The sequence below is a fragment of the Ruegeria sp. ANG-R genome, from assembly GCF_000813985.1.
Classification (GTDB): Bacteria; Pseudomonadota; Alphaproteobacteria; order Rhodobacterales; family Rhodobacteraceae; genus Ruegeria.
The window spans coordinates 67,816-84,280 of sequence record NZ_JWLJ01000013.1 but is presented as its reverse complement, the minus strand read 5'-3'; the positions used below and the strand labels follow the sequence as shown (position 1 = coordinate 84,280).

Sequence of the window (16,465 nt, the reverse complement as noted above, 5' to 3'; positions counted from 1 at the left end):
TGCCTCAGGTGATGGCTTCCAGCTTTTCCTTGCTCAGGTCGCCGGGCACGATGGTAATGGGAATGGGAAGACTGCCAGAGTTCCGGGTCAACTGGGTCACCAGAGGCCCTGGGCCTTTCTTGTCGGTCCCCGCACCCAGCACCAGTACACCGATCTCGGCATCGGACTGGACGTGTTCGATGATCTCGGGCACTGGATCGCCTTCGCGGATTGCCAATTCGGGCTCGACACCCTGCTTATCGCGCATCCACTTGGCGAAAACCTCGAAATGCGCGTGGATGCGTTCGCGTGCCTCCTCGCGCATCACTTCGGCCACACCGATCCAGTGGTTGAACTCGTCCGGCGGGATAACCGAAAGAACCGTAACGCCTCCGCCAGTATGGGCCGCGCGCATTGCAGCAAAGCGCATGGCGTTCAGACATTCGCGGCTGTCGTCCAAAACGACTAGGAACTTGCGCATGTTTGTCCTCGTTTGTTTTCGGGATCATGCCCCACAGGATGAACAGTGGCAACCGAAACAGACAAGGAGCGTTCTAGCGATTGCTTGCAGCCCAATCCCAGTACATCTCGCGTGCACGACGGGCGATTGGGCCCACCTGATACTGGGTGTCATCCAGTGCGGTGATTGGGGTCACTTTGCTCATGTTACCGGTCATGAACACTTCGTCGGCATCGTGAAAGTCATCAAAGCTCAGCACGGTTTCATGCACAGTTACCCCGTCGGCGCGCAGGTTCTTGATGTGGCGTGCGCGCGTGATCCCGGCCAGGAAAGTCCCATTGGGGATGGGCGTGAGAACTTCGCCGTCCCGGACCATGAAGATATTTGCGGTCGCAGTCTCGGCCACATGTCCCATGGCATCGGCCACAAGGGCGTTTGAAAAGCCCTTGCCGCGCGCCTCCTGCAACATCCGGGCATTGTTCGGATACAGGCACCCTGCCTTTGCATTGACCACTGCGGATTCCAGGACAGGGCGGCGGAACCGAGTGGTTGTCAGCGTGGCGGAAGCGGTTTCGGGCGCCATAGGGATTTCTTCAAGGCAGATGGCAAAGCCTGTGCTGTTCTCCTGAGGGATGATGGCGGTGTGATCCCCGTCGATGCCCCAATACATGGGGCGAATATAAACAGCGGTGTCAGGTGCGTAACTTTGCAACCCTTCGTGAACCAGATCAACCATGTGTTCGGTCGTCACAGAAGGTGTCAGCATCAGCGCCTCGGCCGATCGGTTCACGCGGGTACAATGGGCATCAAGATCCGGGGTCATTCCATCGAAGAAGCGGGCTCCGTCAAATACGGACGAGCCAAGCCACGCGCCATGATCGGCTGCCCGCATGATCGGGGCGTCCCCGTCATGCCATTGCCCATCGAAATAGGTGCGGATGTTTTTGCCGACTGCCATTACGCCCTCCCTCCAGCTTCGGGGAAACCTAGGTTGGGGCTGACGCAAGGTCCAGCAGATTATCCGTGATGCTGAGGCAGCACTTCGCGTTTGACCATGGTGCGCAAAGCGAAGTTAGATCGCAGGTTTCTGATCCCTGAGATTTTCATAAGCCGGTTCTCCAGAAACGCATCAAACGCGTTAAGGTCTTTGGCGACGACGCGCAGCAGAATGTCACGCGACCCGGTCATGAGATAGCATTCCATCACCTCATCACAGCGACGAATGGCCTTTTCGAAGGAATCGATGGCGTTGCGATCCTGTTTCTCCAACTCGACCGAAACAAAGATTGTAACGCCGAATCCCAGCCGCTCGGGGTCTACCTGTGCAGCATAGCCGGTGATGATTCCATCCCGCTGCAACCGATCCAAACGCCGCGCGCAGGGAGTCGGAGACAGCCCGACATGCTCCGCCAAATCAATGACGGTCATACGGCCATCGTTTTGAAGGGCGCGGATTATCTTGGAATCAACATCATCCATGGCGAAAAACTTCATATCAGTGAATAATATTGGAGGTTATCACCAAAATTTCCCCTGAGATAGTGACAAAAGGGTGAAAATCACTCGACAATAGATGGCAAACTTTCGGAAGCATTCCGGAGGAGAAGAATGGACATCACCATTGTAGACGCGCCAGAGCATGAGCGCGTGGTCGAATTCAAAGACAACTCAGTTGGTCTTTTGGGCTACATCGCGATTCACTCAACGCAACGTGGTCCCGCCGCGGGTGGGGTACGTATGCGCCCCTATGGTCATCCTGCCGAGGCCCTGAATGATGCGTTGCGACTGGCGCGGGGCATGACGTTCAAGAACGCTGCGGCTGATCTGCCACTCGGGGGAGGCAAGGCGGTTATTATTGGTGATCCGCAAATGGATAAATCACCCGCGCTTCTGCAGGCTTTTGGGCGCGCTGTACACAGCCTGAACGGCCTGTACTGGACAGCGGAAGATATGGGAATGACACCTGAAGATATGGCGCATATCGGGTCTGAAACTGAATTCGTGGCTGGTCTGGCGGAAGGAGAGTTCGCAAGCGGTGATCCATCTCCGATTACAGCGCGCGGGATATTCAATGCGATCCGGGTGACTGCACAGCACCGGTTTGGGTTGGCCGGACTGAATGGCCTGACAGTATCGGTTCAGGGGCTTGGTCATGTGGGTGAGCATTTGTGCCAGTTGCTGCACGATGCTGGTGCGCAGTTAATTGTAACCGACATCGACACTCGTCAAGCGACGCGCGTAGCCGAACGGTTTGCGGCACAGGCCGTTGCGCCCGATGCGATCTATGGTGTTGAAGCCGACATTTTTGCTCCCTGCGCGATCGGTGGCGTCCTCAACGAAACGAGCATTCCCTTATTGAAGGTCGGCGCAGTCGCCGGAGGGGCAAACAATCAACTGGCTCGTGACGAAGATGCGCAATTGCTCCACCAGCGCGGCATTCTTTACGCCCCTGACTTTGTCGCCAACGGTGGCGGCATCGTGAATGTGGCGACAGAAATCCTGCGTGTCGCAGAACGTGAAGTCTGGGTTGCCGGTAGATTGCAGGCGCTGGAGCAGACGATGGATCGTATCCTGGCAAGTGCCAAAGCCGAAGCGGTTAGCCCGCACGAAGTTGCGGAATCCATCGTGCACGAGATGCTGAGCCTGCAGGCGGCGTAAGAGTCGACTGAACGAAAAACGCCGCCCGAAAATGGGCGGCGTTTCTTTTGGATTTCGATGTGTGGTCAGGACCTGCCCGCGCCGACCATCCCAACAATCTCGTATGTCTGCTGCAGAATCGGGGCCGCAATTGCACGCGCGCGTTCTGCACCTCGGGCCAGAATCTGGTCGATTTCAGCCTCTTCGCCCATCAGGCGTGCCATTTCTGATGAAATTGGCGACAGTTTCGAGACCGCAAGTTCTGCCAACATTGGCTTGAACTCACCGAATTGCTTCCCGCCGACCTCCGCCAGCACTTGCGCGGCCGTTTGGTCGCTAAGTGCGGCATAGATATTCACCAGATTGCGCGCCTCGGGCCGGTCTTCAAGACCATCGACTTCCGAGGGCAATGCATCCGGGTCAGTCTTTGCTTTGCGGATCTTCTTGGCGATGGCATCGGCATCATCGGTCATATTGATCCGCGTCATATCAGACGGGTCCGAGGACGACATCTTGCGCGACCCGTCGCGCAGGTTCATCACACGCGGCGCTGGGCCACCGATAACGGGTTCGGTCACCGGGAAGAAATCAACGCCATAGTCGTGGTTGAACTTGATCGCGATGTCGCGTGTCAGTTCCAGATGCTGCTTCTGGTCCTCACCCACGGGGACATGGGTCGCGTGATAGACCAGAATGTCCGCCGCCATCAGCGCGGGATAGGCGAACAGACCCAGCGAAGCATTCTGCGCATTCTTGCCCGCCTTGTCCTTGAACTGAGTCATCCGCTGCATCCAGCCGATCCGGGCGATGCAGTTGAAGATCCAGGCCAACTGCGTGTGCTCGGGCACCTGGCTCTGATTGAACAGGATGGATTTCTCAGGGTTGAGACCGGCGGCAATGAATCCGGCGCACACTTCGCGGGTTTTCTCACGTAGGCGATCAGGGTCTTGCCAGACAGTAATCGCGTGGAGGTCAACCATGCAGTAGACGGTCTGAAACTCCGGTCCCTGCATATCCACGAAACGTTTGAGTGCACCCAGGTAGTTACCCAAATGCAGGTTTCCTGAAGGCTGGATGCCGGAAAACACGCGGGGCGTGAATTGGGTCTCGGTCATCGAAGGAAACTCCTGTCTGGAAAAATCAGCCCTCGTCGCTTACCCATGAGGCCAAGGGACGTCAACAGCCGCGAAAGGCATACCCAATGAGCAGTGAGCATTATACACCGCCCGTGAACCCCCTGCCGCCGGTCGTGGTGGCGCTGGTTCTGTTCATCATCGGGATTGAACTTGCCTTTATGCTGGGCAGCCGTGGACTGGTCGGAGGTCCAACGGCAGTCGGCTGGCGGCTGGATGCGCTCCAGCAATACTCATTCTCACCCGATATTTTCGACTGGATGATCCAGAACGGGCGCTGGCCGTTCGAGCATGTGATCCGCTTTGTCACCTACCCCTTTGTGCAGGCCAATTTCACGCAAGCCGTATTTGTCTGCGTGTTTGTGCTGGCGATGGGGAAAATGGTCGCCGAGGTCTTCGGCAGTGTCGCGATGCTGATCATATTCGTGCTGTCCGGCGTGGGCGGAGCGCTGGCCTATGCTGTATTGCTGAACCCACCCTATCCTCTGGTCGGCGGGTTCCCCCCGGTCTACGGGCTGATCGGTGCGTTCACATGGTTGTTGTGGCGCAAGCTTTCGCTGGTTGGGGAAAACCAATCCCGCGCATTCAGTCTGATCGCGGTTCTGATGGGGATTCAACTGCTGTTCGGCTTGATCTTCGGCGGCACGTCGGATTGGGTAGCCGATCTGGGCGGGTTTGCCACTGGGTTTGGCTTGTCTTTCTTTCTGGCTCCGGGCGGCTGGGCGCGCATCCTCAGCAAAACGCGTCGCGACTGAGACGCGTTCAACTGCGTCGCAAAGCTTTCCGGAACTCTGACAGCCTGAAGGCTCCAAGGATGTGGCCTAACAGAAAATACGCAGCCGCCGCGATCAGTATCAGCATCAGTAAGGCAGGGTATCGCCAGCCCGGTAATGCAAATGCCCAGCCGAACAGCCGAATGGCGGCAAATAAAACAGCGCCCATCCCCGCCGAGGCGACCACGATTCGCGATAGGCGGTGTTTGAACCGGTCATCGAACCGCGCCTCGTCCCCCATCCTGCGCGCACCGATCGCGAGTAACACTACCATCGCCCAGCCAGCGGCTGAGGCTGCGATAGCAGGGGCGATCCAACCGATGACCGGGTAAAGACCAAAGGCCAGCCCGGCATTCACCACCATTGCAACCACGGCATATCGGAACGGCGATTTGGTGTCTTCGCGGGCAAAGAATAGCGGCTGCAACAGTTTTTGCAGCATGAAGGCAGGCAACCCCACGCCATAGATGGCCACGGCCAGAGCGGTCGCCGCCGTATCTTCGGCGCTGAACTGGCCGCGCTGAAACAGGACCGAGACCAGTGGGCCAGGAATGATGACAAAAGCAACCGTCGAGGGGATGGTCAGCAATAATGCGAACTCTCCGGCCCGTGAAAAGGCGTTGCGTGCGCCCTCCGTGTCGTCCGCGCGCAAGCGACGCGACAGGTCGGGCAATAACACAATGCCAACGGCGATTCCGACCACGCCCAAAGGCAGTTGATACAGGCGATCCGCCGCAAACAGCCAACTGATGGCCTTTTCGGTTTTGGAGGCCACAAGCTGCCCGACTACCAGATTGACCTGCGTCACTCCCATCGCCAGTGCGGCGGGAATCGCGATCCGTACCATGCGCCGCATTTCGGGACTGAGCGTTGGCCGGCCGGGCCGGATACGAATGCCCGCACGTTCGGTGGCAACCCAGACCAACGCCAGTTGCGCGACACCGGCGACCGGGATGACCGTGATCAACCAGCGGATGACATCTCCGCCCGACATGGCACTAATGATCAGGGCGGTACAGGCGAAGATGTTCAGCAACACCGGCGCTGCGGCTGCTGCGGCAAAGCGGCCCGTGGCGTTCAAAACGCCGGAAAACAGAGCTGCGAGGGACATGAACAGGATGTAGGGGAACACGACATAACCGTAATCCTCCGCCAGATCGAAGCGTTCATCCCCATAGAATCCCTCGGCGGTAACCCAAACCAGCGCGGGCATGAAAACCATCGCCAGACCAACCAATGCAAGCACGGCCACCGCCAACAGGTTGAAGGCGTCCTGAGCGAAACCTTCGGCATTCTCACCGCCTTCCAGACGCTTTGAAAACATCGGGACGAAGGCTGCATTGAACGCGCCTTCGGCAAAGAAGCGGCGGAACATGTTGGGCAGGCGGAAGGCGGCGACAAAAGCGTCCATCACCGGGCCCGGACCGATATAGGCGGTCAGCAGAATTTCTCGCAGGAAACCTAGAATACGGCTGGCCAAGGTCCAGAACCCAACCGTAAAAAAGCCCGAGAGCAGGCGGATCTGCTTCATGAGGCGGCCCGCTTTGCGCCTTCGGTTATGGCCGAACGCAATTTGGTTTCCAGCCCACGCTGCTTGGCCTCGGAGTGGTACTTCAGACCGAACATGTCCTTGACGTAAAACGTATCGACCACCTGTTCGCCATAGGTCGCGATCACAGCATTTGCGACATAGACATTTGCCGCCGCCAGCGTCCTGGCCAGATCATAGAGCAGCCCGGGCCGGTCGCGCGTATCGACCTCGATGATTGTGTAAATCTCCGAGCCTTCGTTGTCGAAGGTGATATGTGTCGGGACATTGAAAGCGCGTTCGCGTTTCTTGATCTTGTCGCGGGACTTCAATGCGTCCCGTGCCACCACTTCGCCCTTCAACGTTTTGTGGATCATCTGAGTCAGCCGTGGCAGGCGCGTGGCCTCAAACGGATGGCCTTCTGCATCCTGAACCCAGAACGCATCGGTGACATAGCCGTCTTTCGTCGTGTAGCTGCGCGCGTCCACTACGTTGGCCCCGACAAGCGCAAGTGCCCCGGCGATGCGAGAGAAGATACCCGGATGGTCGCCCATGGCAAAACATGCGCGGGTTGCGTCACGATCTTCATCCGGTTGCAACCGGATTTCCACGGCTCCCGGATCACCACTGTCTTCCAGGGATTTCAGCATCTCTGCAAACTCGACATGGGTCGACAGGTTCAGACCCTGCCAATACGGATCGTAGTGCCGTCCGGTTTCTGTTTTCAGATCGGATTTGGACCAGCTTTCCAGCTCGGCCCGCAGGAGTTTCTTGGCCTCGACCCTGCGGTTGGCGCGGTTGAGGTCCTCCATCCCGGTTTCCAACGCACGTTTGGTGTCCGCATGTAGTGCGCGCAGCAACGTGGCTTTCCAGTTGTTCCAGGTGCTTGGACCGACACCGCGAATATCGCAGACCGTCAGCACGGTCAGCAAATCCAACCGTTTGACTGTTGCAACCGCCTTGGCGAAATCCCGGATCGTGCGCGGGTCAGAGATGTCGCGCTTCTGCGCCATGTCCGACATCAGCAGATGATAACGCACCAGCCATTCCACGGTTTCCGAATCTGCCTTGTTCAACCCCAGACGCGGCGCGACCTTGCGGGCGATCTGTGCGCCGAGAATGGAATGATCCTCGGGGCGTCCTTTGCCGATGTCGTGCAACAACAAGGCCACGTACAGGACCCTGCGATCGACGCTGCCTTCCAGGATGGAGGATGCGAGGGGCAGCTCTTCAATCAGCTCTCCGCGCTCGATCTGGGCCAGATTCACGATGCACTGGATTGTGTGCTCGTCCACGGTATAGCTGTGATACATATTGAACTGCATCATCGCCACGATGTGTTCGAACTCGGGCAAAAAGGCCGAAAGCACACCCAGTTCGTTCATCCGCCGCAAGGCGCGTTCCGGATTGCCGTGTTTCAGCATCAGGTCGAGAAAGATGCGCCGCGCTTCTTTGTCGTTGCGCATCTCGTCGTCGATGAGATTCAGGTTGGCTGTGACCAAACGCATGGCGTCCGGGTGGATCAGCATACCCGTGCGCAAGCCCTCTTCGAACAGTCGCAGCAGATTGACTTTGTCTGACAGGAACTTGTCCGGGTCAGCGACATCCAGGCGCCCGTGGACAACTTTGTATCCGGCTTTGACCCGAGGGCGGCGGCGAAAGATGCGCTCCAGCAGCGGCGCGCCCTTCATATGGGACGCCTCCAGTTTGGTCAGGAAGATGCGTGTCAACTCGCCCACACGCGTCGCCTCGCGGAAATAGCGTTGCATGAACACTTCGACAGCGCGACGACCCGCGCGGTCTTCGTATCCCATGCGCTCGGCGACCTCGACCTGCAGATCGAAAGTCAGTTGCTCCGTCGCGCGTCCGGTCACCAGATGCAGATGCGACCGGACAGCCCAAAGGAATTCTTCGGCCTGAACGAACTCGTCGAACTCCTCCGGCGTGAACAGGCCCATTGGGACCAGTTCAGCCACATCCTGAACGCCGTAGATGTATTTCGCGATCCAGTAGAGCGATTGCAGGTCGCGCAGCCCGCCTTTGCCCTCTTTCACATTGGGCTCGACCATATAGCGTTCACCCTGTTTCAGGTGCCGCTCGTCCCGTTCTTTAAGCTTTGCTTCGATAAACTCGCGCTCGGTACCCTTGAAAAGGTCGGTTTTCAGGCGCGCTTCAAGCTCTTGCGCAAGCGCCTGATCCCCGACGAGATAGCGTTGCTCCAGCATGGCGGTGCGAATGGTGAAGTCTTCGGCCCCCAAACGCAGGCAATCTTTAATTGTGCGTGAGGAATGACCGACCTTCAGCCGCAAATCCCACAACATGTAGAGCATGGATTCGATCACACTCTCGGCCCAGGCGGTGATTTTGTACGGGGTCAGGAACAGCAGATCGACGTCCGATGACGGAGCCATCTCACCCCGGCCATAGCCGCCCACTGCCAGCACGGCGATCTTTTCGCCTTGGGTCGGGTTCGCCAACGGGTGCAGATGCTCGCTGGCGACACGCATGGCGGTGCAAACCATCCGATCCGTCAGATAGGTATAGGAATGGGTCAGTGGACGTGCGTCGAAAGGGCGCTGCGCAAAGGCGTCCGCAATGGCCTTGCGGCCAGCTTTTTGCGCGTCACGCAGGATATGCACTGTCTCGGCCCGCAGGGCGGCGTTGTCCGGGGTATTCTCCAGCGCAGTGGTCAGGCTGGCATCGACCCCGGCGCTGTCAAAAATCTCATCAGCCGGACAGATCAGGTTGCCTTCGGGCGCGAGGGGTTGCGCCGGTGGCTCAGAATCCGGCGCCAGAGAAGCTTTGTGGGGCAGGGTCAATCACAACCACCTGTTTGTTCTGGATCGTGGCAACCGCCAGACCGCGTTCGTTCGTACCGTCCGGCCGCAGGCGGAAGATACCGCCCACACCCTGGAAACCGGCGTTTTGGGTCAGGGCCGCCCCTGTCAGCGCGTTCGATTTGCCCTGGCTGACCAGGGCTCCGATGGCGGCGATGCCATCATAGGCCAGCCCGCTGATCGGATGCGGGGCCTCACCGTAGGTGTTGTTGTACCGCTGACGATAGGCCTGAGTTTTCGCCGGATCGGGCAATGCGAACCATCCGCCCTGGACACCCGGCAGTTCCAGCGTTTGCGCCGGGATGTCCCAGCGGGTCAGGCCGATATACTGCGTTGTGGCGGGGGATACGCCCGCCTCGGGCAACAGCTGGCTCAAAAGGGGCAAAGCACCTGCGGTTGTCGCAGTCAGAAAGATTGAATCCGCTCCGGTCGAATCGACGGTCGCCTTGATAGCCGGAACCGAATCGATCACACCCTGCTGGGATCGGTCATACCCAACCGTTCCGGCATTGTTGACGCGGCTGTTGCTCAGAGCTGTCGCAATTGCGGATTGGCCAAGCTGCCCTGCGGAATCGTTGCTGTGCACGATGACCGTCCCGGTTTTGCCCTGCCGCCCGGCGAAATTTACGAGTCTGTTGGCCGAATTCTGGAAGGTCGGGCCAAGCACATAAACGTTGCCGCCCGCGATGCTTGTGTTGTTTGAGAACGATAACACGTTGACGTTGTTGTTCAAAACGGCAAGGCCAGCTGCGTTTGCCGCCTGCGCATAAACCGGTCCGATGATGATCTTGGCGCCATCCGAAACGGCTTGCTGCGCAACCGCCGATGCGGTTCCAGCATTTCCTGCGGTGTCATAAACGCGCAGGTCGATCTTGACGTTCGGCAAATCGGCTATTGCCAGACGCGCTGCATTCTCAAGGCTTCTGGCTAGGGCTGCGTCGCCGGCTTGCGCTGATCCGCTGGGCACCAGCAGGGCCACCGGCACCGGGTCTGAGGTGTCAATCGAGGGGCCTCCGCCGATGCCGCCCACTTCACAGGCGGCCAGAAATGCGGCCGTGGCCAGAACGATGGCGGATTTCGCCAGTTTGCGTGCGGGCTTGCAAACGGTAAACATCTAAATGAAAACTCCCTGATCCGGCGTCTGAGGGCACCTTGGTCTATCGATCCGCGATAATAAACGTCACGCTGTGAGGGTCCAGCTTTGAATTTCCAAAAGATCAGATTGGCCGCTGGCCTGTACTTTGTTGCCACTCCGATCGGGACGGCGCGCGATATTACGCTCAGGGCGCTGGATGTGCTTGCCTCGGCAGACATGATCGCCGCCGAAGATACCCGGAGCCTGCGCCGACTGATGGAAATTCATGGTGTGCCGCTCGATGGGCGTCGGATTCTGGCCTATCACGATCACAGTGGCGCCGGCGCTCGTGGCAGGATTTTAGAAGCGCTGGCGCAGGGGCAGTCCGTCGCCTATGCGTCCGAGGCCGGAATGCCGCTGATCGCCGATCCCGGCTATGATCTGGGCCGTCAGGCAGCAGAAGCTGGATATTCGGTGACCTGCGCACCGGGGCCGTCTGCCGTCCTGACCGCGTTGACGCTGGCCGGGCTGCCGACTGACGCATTCTTTTTCGCCGGGTTCCTGCCCAATGCCTCCGGTGCGCGGCGTTCGCGGATCGAGGCGCTCCGCAGCATCCCCGGAACGCTGGTTTTCTACGAATCGCCGAAACGCGTGGCCGGGTGCCTGGCCGATCTGGCGGACATTCTTGGTGGTGACCGGCAGGCGGCGCTGTGCCGGGAATTGACCAAGAAATTTGAAGAAACCCGCCGTGGGACGCTTGCTGATCTTGCAGCCGAGTATCAGGGCGCATCGGTTAAGGGTGAAGTTGTCCTGCTCGTGGATCGCGCGCATTCGCAATCTGTTAAGGAATCCGACGTAGAAGAGGCTTTGATCCGGGCTTTGGAAACGCATTCGGTACGGGATGCGGCGGATCTGGTATCAGAGATGTTCAGCCTGCCGCGCCGCCCGATTTATCAGAAGGCCCTGAAACTGGGAAAGGGATGACATGGCACGGCGATCTGTTCGGGGTTCGGTTTCCTATCACGCCGGACAATCGGCTGAACTTTGCGTTGCTTCCGAATACGCGCGCCGGGGTTATGAAATAGCGCAACGCAGATGGCGCGGCGCGGGTGGTGAGGTCGATCTGATTGCGCGCAACGCCGAAGGGCTGGTTTTTGTCGAGGTCAAGAAAAGTCGGAGTTTTGAAAGCGCAGCCATCCGGATCAGTCGCCGGCAAATGGACCGAATTTGTGCTTCTGCCGCTCAGTATCTTGAGCGGGAACCCAACGGCCAGTTGACGAATACCCGCTTTGACGCGGCGCTTGTCGATGACTCAGGAGCTGTTCAAATCATCGAAAACGCCTTTGGTTTGGCCTGATCCCCATTGAACCCGACAAGCCTCTGCGCCATGTATCGGGCGTGGAATTGAGGGATGTACCATGAAGATCGCCTTTCAGATGGACCCGATCGGGGCCGTGGATATCAACGCCGACAGTTCTTTCCGTCTGGCGGAAGAGGCGCAGGCGCGCGGCCATCAGCTGTTTTTCTATGGCCCGGATCAACTGGCGTATCAGGAAGGCAAGATCACAGCGCGCGGGCATGACATGACGGTGCAACGAGTCGCTGGCGACCCGGCTGTGCTGGGCCCTGAGCGTGAAGTGGATCTGGCGGAATTTGATGTCATCTGGCTGCGGCAGGACCCACCGTTCGACATGCACTACATCACCTCGACTCACTTGCTTGACCGCCTCAAGGGGCAGGCATTGGTGGTGAATGATCCGTTCTGGGTGCGGAACTATCCGGAAAAACTGCTGGTGCTGGATTTCCCCGATCTGACCCCGCCTACGACGATCGCGCGGGACTTGCAGACCATCAAAGCGTTCAAGGAAAAGCACGGCGATATCATCCTTAAGCCGCTCTATGGCAACGGCGGTGCCGGTGTGTTCCGGCTGGATGCGAATGATCGCAACCTGACTTCACTGCATGAGCTGTTCACCGGATTCTCGCGTGAGCCGCTGATCGCGCAGAAATTCCTGCCGGATGTGAGCAACGGCGACAAGCGCGTGATCCTCGTCGATGGCCAGCCTGTCGGCGCAATCAACCGGGTCCCGGCTGAGGGAGAAACCCGCTCGAACATGCATGTGGGCGGGCGGCCCGAGAAGATCGGCCTGAGCGATCGTGACCTGGAGATCTGTGCTGCCATCGGCCCGCTGCTGAAAGAGCGCGGTCAGGTGTTTGTCGGTATTGACGTGATTGGCGATTACCTGACCGAGATCAACGTGACTTCACCCACAGGCATTCAGGAGCTTGAGCGGTTCAACGGTGTAAATATCGCCGAAAAGATCTGGCAAGCGATTGAAGCGAAGCTCTAAGCGCCTGCTTTGGCGCTGATGCGAAAGCTCAGCGCCTCGGCCACATGTGGGCGGCGTACATCCGGCTCACCTTCGAGATCGGCGATGGTGCGTGCGACCCGGAGGATGCGATGAAACGCGCGGGCCGACAGGCCAAAGCGTTCGGCAGCTTTCAGCAGTAACTCTTTACCTTCGGTATCGGGGGCGGCGATTTCTTCCAGCATATTGCCTTCGACATCCGCATTTTGGCGGGTTGCGGGCGTGTCGCGAAAGCGGTCAGCCTGAATGGTACGTGCCGCTTCAACGCGTGCTGCGACCGTGGCAGAGCTGTCACCTGATGGCGGCAAATCAAGATCGGTAAATCCCACCGGAGGCACTTCGATGCGCAGATCGAACCGGTCCATCAGCGGCCCCGAGATACGACCCAGATAATCCTCACCGCAAACGGGTGCACGCGAACATGCGCGGGACGCGTCGGTCAGGTACCCGCATTTGCACGGGTTCGCGGCAGCTACCAGCATGAAGCGGCAGGGATACTTCACATGGGCATTGGCGCGGGCGACCATGACCTCACCGGTCTCGACAGGCTGGCGCAGGGTTTCCAGAACGGTGCGGGGAAACTCCGGGAACTCATCCATGAACAGAACGCCGTTATGGGCCAGCGATATCTCACCGGGTTTCGCACCTTTGCCACCCCCGACGATCGCAGCCATCGAGGCAGTATGATGCGGTTCTCGAAACGGGCGGGCACGGCTGATGCCGCCCTCATCAAGCAAGCCGCAAAGCGACTGGATCATTGATGTTTCCAACGCTTCCAGAGGGGTCAGGGGTGGAAGGATACCCGGCAGACGCGCAGCCAGCATGGATTTGCCCGAGCCCGGCGTACCGATCATGATCAGGTGATGCCGTCCGGCGGCTGCGATCTCTAGTGCCCGTTTGGCGCGTTCCTGTCCTTTCACGTCCCGCAGGTCACGTACGCTGGGTGAGAGGTTGACCTCGCCCGGCGTTGCGGCGGGCAGCGCGGATTGACCGGTAAAGTGGCGTACCACGTCCCCTAACGAACCCGCCCCGATCACTTGCGTTGCGTCGACCCAGGCAGCCTCGGCGCTGGAAGCGCGGGGGCAAAGCAGGCTGCGGTCCTCGGCTGCGGCGGTCATGGCGGCCGGCAGCGCGCCAACGACCGGCACCAGAGAGCCGTCCAGTGACAATTCGCCCAAAGCGACAGCGCCTTCGGCTGCGTCTGCCGGAATGATTTCCAGCGCTGTCAGTAAAGCGACCGCGATCGGTAAATCGAAATGACTGCCTTCTTTGGGCAAATCGGCCGGAGACAGGTTTATGGTGATCCGCTTCGAGGGCAGCGCGATGGCCATCGAGCTCAATGCGCTGCGTACTCGGTCGCGGGCCTCGGATACGGCCTTGTCGGGCAGGCCCACTATGGAAAAGGCGGGAAGGCCGGGCGAGACCGCACATTGCACCTCGACCGGGCGGGCATCGACTCCCTGAAAGGCAACGGTGTGGGCGCGGGCGACCATGGCAATCCTGTTCTTGGTTAACAGGATGTTGCTGCCATGGGTGCGGTTTAGGAATCGTTAACGCCAGCGGTCATCGCTGCGAATTTCGGCCAGGCCGCCGGATCGGCAACGGTTTTGTCCCGGCAAAACGGATTGCAGAAGCCCCAAACCTTGCCGTCGAGTTTCAGATAGTCCCGCACGGGTTCACCGGAATACGGGCAGGCCGAGTTAACCGAGGGGCCTGCATTGACCGCTGAGGCTTTTGATTGCCCGCCAATCGGCCAGCTTTGGGCGGGAAGGTTCTGTGGATAGGGAAAGGGTTCGTACGCAACCGTCATGCCCATAGCGCGCCATTGCCGAACGGAAATATCTGAAAGCAGGTCCATGCAATAGGCTCGGCTGGTCTCGGACACAGGCAGATCGTATCCGATAATCCGCGCTGCAACCGGCGTGTAAAAGACATCCGCCAAAGAATAAGTGCCGAATAGCGGGCCGGAGGCGGCGCCCGAAATGTTCCGCGCATGGGCCCAGAGGGCTTCGATCCGCTGCAAATCTGCAAGCGTCTCGGGCGAGGGCTCGAACCCCTCCCACAAGTACTTCAACTGCATGGGGCACTGACCGCGCAGCGCCGTGAAACCGGCAACCATTTCCGCGCAGAGCCATCGGGCCGTTGCGCGTGCGGGGGCATCTGCGGGCCAAAGCCCGGCCTCGGGGTGGCATTCCGCCAGAGTCTCCGCCATGGCGAGGCTTTCGCCGACTACGGTGCCGTCGGGCAGGCGCAGCGCGGGAACAAGGCGGGCGGGTGCCAGCGGCTCCATATCCGCCGCCATGGTGCCGGCGTACAGGCCAATCATATGGGTGCGATACGGCAGGCCGAATTTCTCGAGCATTAGCCATCCGCGCATGGACCAGCTTGAAAACAACCGGTCACCAATAAACAGATCGTAAGTCATGGCTTAACGATGTCGGACGCAGTCGCGTCAGTAAATCAGCGATTTGTGCGCAGCCCTATCACGGACAGTGATTGATCCGCTCCACAGACCAACCGGTGTGACGATGTGTAATCTCGGTGACTGAAAGGTTGTCGATGCGGTGGCTGAATGCCTGTTGCGCATCGACGCCAAGGGCGCGCTGTACCTGCGTCAGGATCACGCCGAAATGCGCGACCACGATCAGATCACACCCGGCATGGCTGGCAATCAGGGCATCAACCACTGCGTTGACCCGTGCACGAACCTCATTCCAGCTTTCCCCACCCGGGGGTCTGACGTCTCCGGGATTGTCCCAATAGGCGAAGCAAAGTTCGGGGTCTTCAGCCTCGATCTCGGCGAAAGGGCGCATTTCCCACGTGCCGAAATTGATTTCGCGCAGGTCCGGATGGTGGAGCAGGCGGCGGCGTGTGCCCTGAATGGCGCTGGCAGTGTCGGCGGCGCGCGACAGGTCGGATGAGATTACGATGGCGTCAGAAGGCAGGTGCGTTTCGAGGCGGGCAATCGCGGCCTTGTCGCTCAGATCGGCGGGCAAATCGGACCATCCCACCATTGTTTTGGCATGGGTTGGGCCATGCCGTACCAGATGCAGACGCGTCACAGGGGCTGCCCTTTGAGCACCAGGGGCAAGCCGGCAGTGACCTGAACCACCCGGTCGGCTTGCGCGGCCAGCGCAATGTTGAGCCGTCCCTGCGCCTCGCGGAACCTGCGAGACAGAGCGTTATCGGGCACAATCCCGTATCCAACCTCGTTTGAAACGACCACTATCTGGGCCGCGCAGTTCTTCAAAGCAGAGAGAAGTTCCGCCTGGGCGTGTTCCAGATCGTTTTCAGCCAGCAGGTGATTGGTCAGCCACATAGTCGCGCAATCAATGAGGCAGACCTGATCTGACGTCAGCTTCGCAAGTTCGGGCGACAGATCGAAAGGGGCTTCGATTGTCGACCATCCGCTGCCTCTTTGTGCAATATGTTGCCTGATTTTTAAGCGCATCTCATCATCAAACACTTGTGATGTCGCCAGATAAACCCTGCTTTTTCCAGTCGAAACAGCAAGTTGCTCGGAAAATAGGGACTTTCCGGATGCCGCGCCGCCCAGGATTAAGGTTAAATCGGGATGCACTTTTATTACCTTTCTGGTGATCCACCCGGTTTTGCCCTGCGTATCGACCTCAGGTCGGCAAGGCAAGCCCGCCGCATCGCCTGTGATAAAGGGG

At 59.1% G+C, this 16,465-nt stretch carries 16 protein-coding genes; 5 read left to right on the top strand and 11 right to left on the bottom strand.

Translation table 11 applies throughout. The features are described from left to right. Positions 1-4 precede the first annotated feature (4 nt). The 3 genes from RA27_RS21370 to RA27_RS21360 all read right to left on the bottom strand — a co-directional run bounded on the left by RA27_RS21370 (position 5) and on the right by RA27_RS21360 (position 1,918). Positions 5-460: a universal stress protein gene (locus tag RA27_RS21370; RefSeq protein ID WP_039543752.1), complete on the bottom strand. Its 456-nt coding sequence runs from the start codon at positions 458-460 to the stop codon at positions 5-7. Between the two features lie 73 nt (positions 461-533). Next, a complete protein-coding gene (locus RA27_RS21365; protein ID WP_039543750.1) occupies positions 534-1,397 on the bottom strand; it encodes a branched-chain amino acid aminotransferase in 864 nt (287 codons plus the stop codon). A gap of 59 nt (positions 1,398-1,456) precedes the next feature. Then, the gene (locus tag RA27_RS21360; protein ID WP_039543814.1) at positions 1,457-1,918 is read right to left on the bottom strand and encodes an Lrp/AsnC family transcriptional regulator; all 462 of its coding nucleotides are present in this window, start codon (positions 1,916-1,918) and stop codon (positions 1,457-1,459) included. 129 nt (positions 1,919-2,047) lie between these two features. Between RA27_RS21360 and RA27_RS21355 the strand changes: the two genes are divergently transcribed. Beyond that, complete coding sequence (locus RA27_RS21355) at positions 2,048-3,097, top strand: Glu/Leu/Phe/Val dehydrogenase (protein WP_039543745.1); 1,050 nt, start codon at positions 2,048-2,050, stop codon at positions 3,095-3,097. Between the two features lie 65 nt (positions 3,098-3,162). Here the strand turns inward: RA27_RS21355 and trpS are convergent, their stop codons facing one another. Beyond that, a complete protein-coding gene (trpS, locus tag RA27_RS21350) occupies positions 3,163-4,191 on the bottom strand; it encodes a tryptophan--tRNA ligase (RefSeq protein ID WP_039543744.1) in 1,029 nt (342 codons plus the stop codon). A gap of 86 nt (positions 4,192-4,277) precedes the next feature. Here trpS and RA27_RS21345 point away from each other — a divergent pair, with 86 nt between their 5' ends. Further along, positions 4,278-4,964: a rhomboid family intramembrane serine protease gene (locus RA27_RS21345; RefSeq protein WP_039543741.1), complete on the top strand. Its 687-nt coding sequence runs from the start codon at positions 4,278-4,280 to the stop codon at positions 4,962-4,964. 7 nt (positions 4,965-4,971) lie between these two features. Here RA27_RS21345 and murJ read toward each other — a convergent pair whose 3' ends face one another. From murJ to RA27_RS21330, 3 genes are read right to left on the bottom strand one after another with little or no spacing between them, the layout of a single operon-like run. Beyond that, positions 4,972-6,513, bottom strand: a complete 1,542-nt coding sequence (gene murJ, locus RA27_RS21340; RefSeq protein ID WP_039543739.1) for a murein biosynthesis integral membrane protein MurJ — start codon at positions 6,511-6,513, stop codon at positions 4,972-4,974. After that, entirely contained in the window at positions 6,510-9,329 is a 2,820-nt protein-coding gene (locus tag RA27_RS21335; RefSeq protein WP_039543736.1) for a [protein-PII] uridylyltransferase, read from the bottom strand. The genes murJ and RA27_RS21335 overlap by 4 nt, the downstream gene beginning before the upstream one ends. Further along, positions 9,289-10,461 (bottom strand): penicillin-binding protein activator, encoded by a 1,173-nt coding sequence (locus tag RA27_RS21330; RefSeq protein ID WP_039543734.1) that lies wholly within the window; start codon positions 10,459-10,461, stop codon positions 9,289-9,291. The genes RA27_RS21335 and RA27_RS21330 overlap by 41 nt, the downstream gene beginning before the upstream one ends. Positions 10,462-10,548: 87 nt before the next feature. On the opposite strand from RA27_RS21330, the gene rsmI reads away from it, so the two are divergent. From rsmI to gshB, 3 genes are all read left to right on the top strand, one after another. Beyond that, positions 10,549-11,406 carry a 16S rRNA (cytidine(1402)-2'-O)-methyltransferase gene (gene rsmI / locus RA27_RS21325; RefSeq protein WP_039543731.1) on the top strand — a complete coding sequence of 286 codons (858 nt, stop codon included), beginning with the start codon at positions 10,549-10,551 and terminating at the stop codon, positions 11,404-11,406. A gap of 1 nt (position 11,407) precedes the next feature. Beyond that, complete coding sequence (locus tag RA27_RS21320) at positions 11,408-11,779, top strand: YraN family protein (RefSeq protein ID WP_039543729.1); 372 nt, start codon at positions 11,408-11,410, stop codon at positions 11,777-11,779. A gap of 61 nt (positions 11,780-11,840) precedes the next feature. Continuing rightward, positions 11,841-12,773 carry a glutathione synthase gene (gene gshB, locus RA27_RS21315; protein WP_039543727.1) on the top strand — a complete coding sequence of 311 codons (933 nt, stop codon included), beginning with the start codon at positions 11,841-11,843 and terminating at the stop codon, positions 12,771-12,773. Here gshB and RA27_RS21310 read toward each other — a convergent pair. The 4 genes from RA27_RS21310 to cobU are packed head-to-tail and all read right to left on the bottom strand — an operon-like array spanning position 12,770 to position 16,371. Continuing rightward, entirely contained in the window at positions 12,770-14,284 is a 1,515-nt protein-coding gene (locus RA27_RS21310) for a YifB family Mg chelatase-like AAA ATPase (protein ID WP_039543724.1), read from the bottom strand. The two genes, gshB and RA27_RS21310, sit on opposite strands and share 4 nt — an antisense overlap. 47 nt (positions 14,285-14,331) lie before the next feature. Next, a complete protein-coding gene (locus tag RA27_RS21305) occupies positions 14,332-15,216 on the bottom strand; it encodes a glutathione S-transferase (protein ID WP_039543722.1) in 885 nt (294 codons plus the stop codon). Positions 15,217-15,274: 58 nt separating this feature from the next. Next, positions 15,275-15,853 carry a histidine phosphatase family protein gene (locus RA27_RS21300; protein WP_039543720.1) on the bottom strand — a complete coding sequence of 193 codons (579 nt, stop codon included), beginning with the start codon at positions 15,851-15,853 and terminating at the stop codon, positions 15,275-15,277. Continuing rightward, positions 15,850-16,371: a bifunctional adenosylcobinamide kinase/adenosylcobinamide-phosphate guanylyltransferase gene (cobU, locus tag RA27_RS21295; RefSeq protein ID WP_039543717.1), complete on the bottom strand. Its 522-nt coding sequence runs from the start codon at positions 16,369-16,371 to the stop codon at positions 15,850-15,852. Before cobU ends, RA27_RS21300 begins: the two co-directional genes overlap by 4 nt. Between the last annotated feature and the right edge of the window lie 94 nt (positions 16,372-16,465).

Coding starts and splice junctions, on each gene's coding strand:
- RA27_RS21370 (WP_039543752.1), bottom strand. CDS start 460: ATGCGCAAGTTCCTAGTCGTTTTGGACGACAGCCGCGAATGTCTGAAC.
- RA27_RS21365 (WP_039543750.1), bottom strand. CDS start 1,397: ATGGCAGTCGGCAAAAACATCCGCACCTATTTCGATGGGCAATGGCAT.
- RA27_RS21360 (WP_039543814.1), bottom strand. CDS start 1,918: ATGGATGATGTTGATTCCAAGATAATCCGCGCCCTTCAAAACGATGGC.
- RA27_RS21355 (WP_039543745.1), top strand. CDS start 2,048: ATGGACATCACCATTGTAGACGCGCCAGAGCATGAGCGCGTGGTCGAA.
- trpS (WP_039543744.1), bottom strand. CDS start 4,191: ATGACCGAGACCCAATTCACGCCCCGCGTGTTTTCCGGCATCCAGCCT.
- RA27_RS21345 (WP_039543741.1), top strand. CDS start 4,278: ATGAGCAGTGAGCATTATACACCGCCCGTGAACCCCCTGCCGCCGGTC.
- murJ (WP_039543739.1), bottom strand. CDS start 6,513: ATGAAGCAGATCCGCCTGCTCTCGGGCTTTTTTACGGTTGGGTTCTGG.
- RA27_RS21330 (WP_039543734.1), bottom strand. CDS start 10,461: ATGTTTACCGTTTGCAAGCCCGCACGCAAACTGGCGAAATCCGCCATC.
- RA27_RS21320 (WP_039543729.1), top strand. CDS start 11,408: ATGGCACGGCGATCTGTTCGGGGTTCGGTTTCCTATCACGCCGGACAA.
- gshB (WP_039543727.1), top strand. CDS start 11,841: ATGAAGATCGCCTTTCAGATGGACCCGATCGGGGCCGTGGATATCAAC.
- RA27_RS21310 (WP_039543724.1), bottom strand. CDS start 14,284: ATGGTCGCCCGCGCCCACACCGTTGCCTTTCAGGGAGTCGATGCCCGC.
- RA27_RS21305 (WP_039543722.1), bottom strand. CDS start 15,216: ATGACTTACGATCTGTTTATTGGTGACCGGTTGTTTTCAAGCTGGTCC.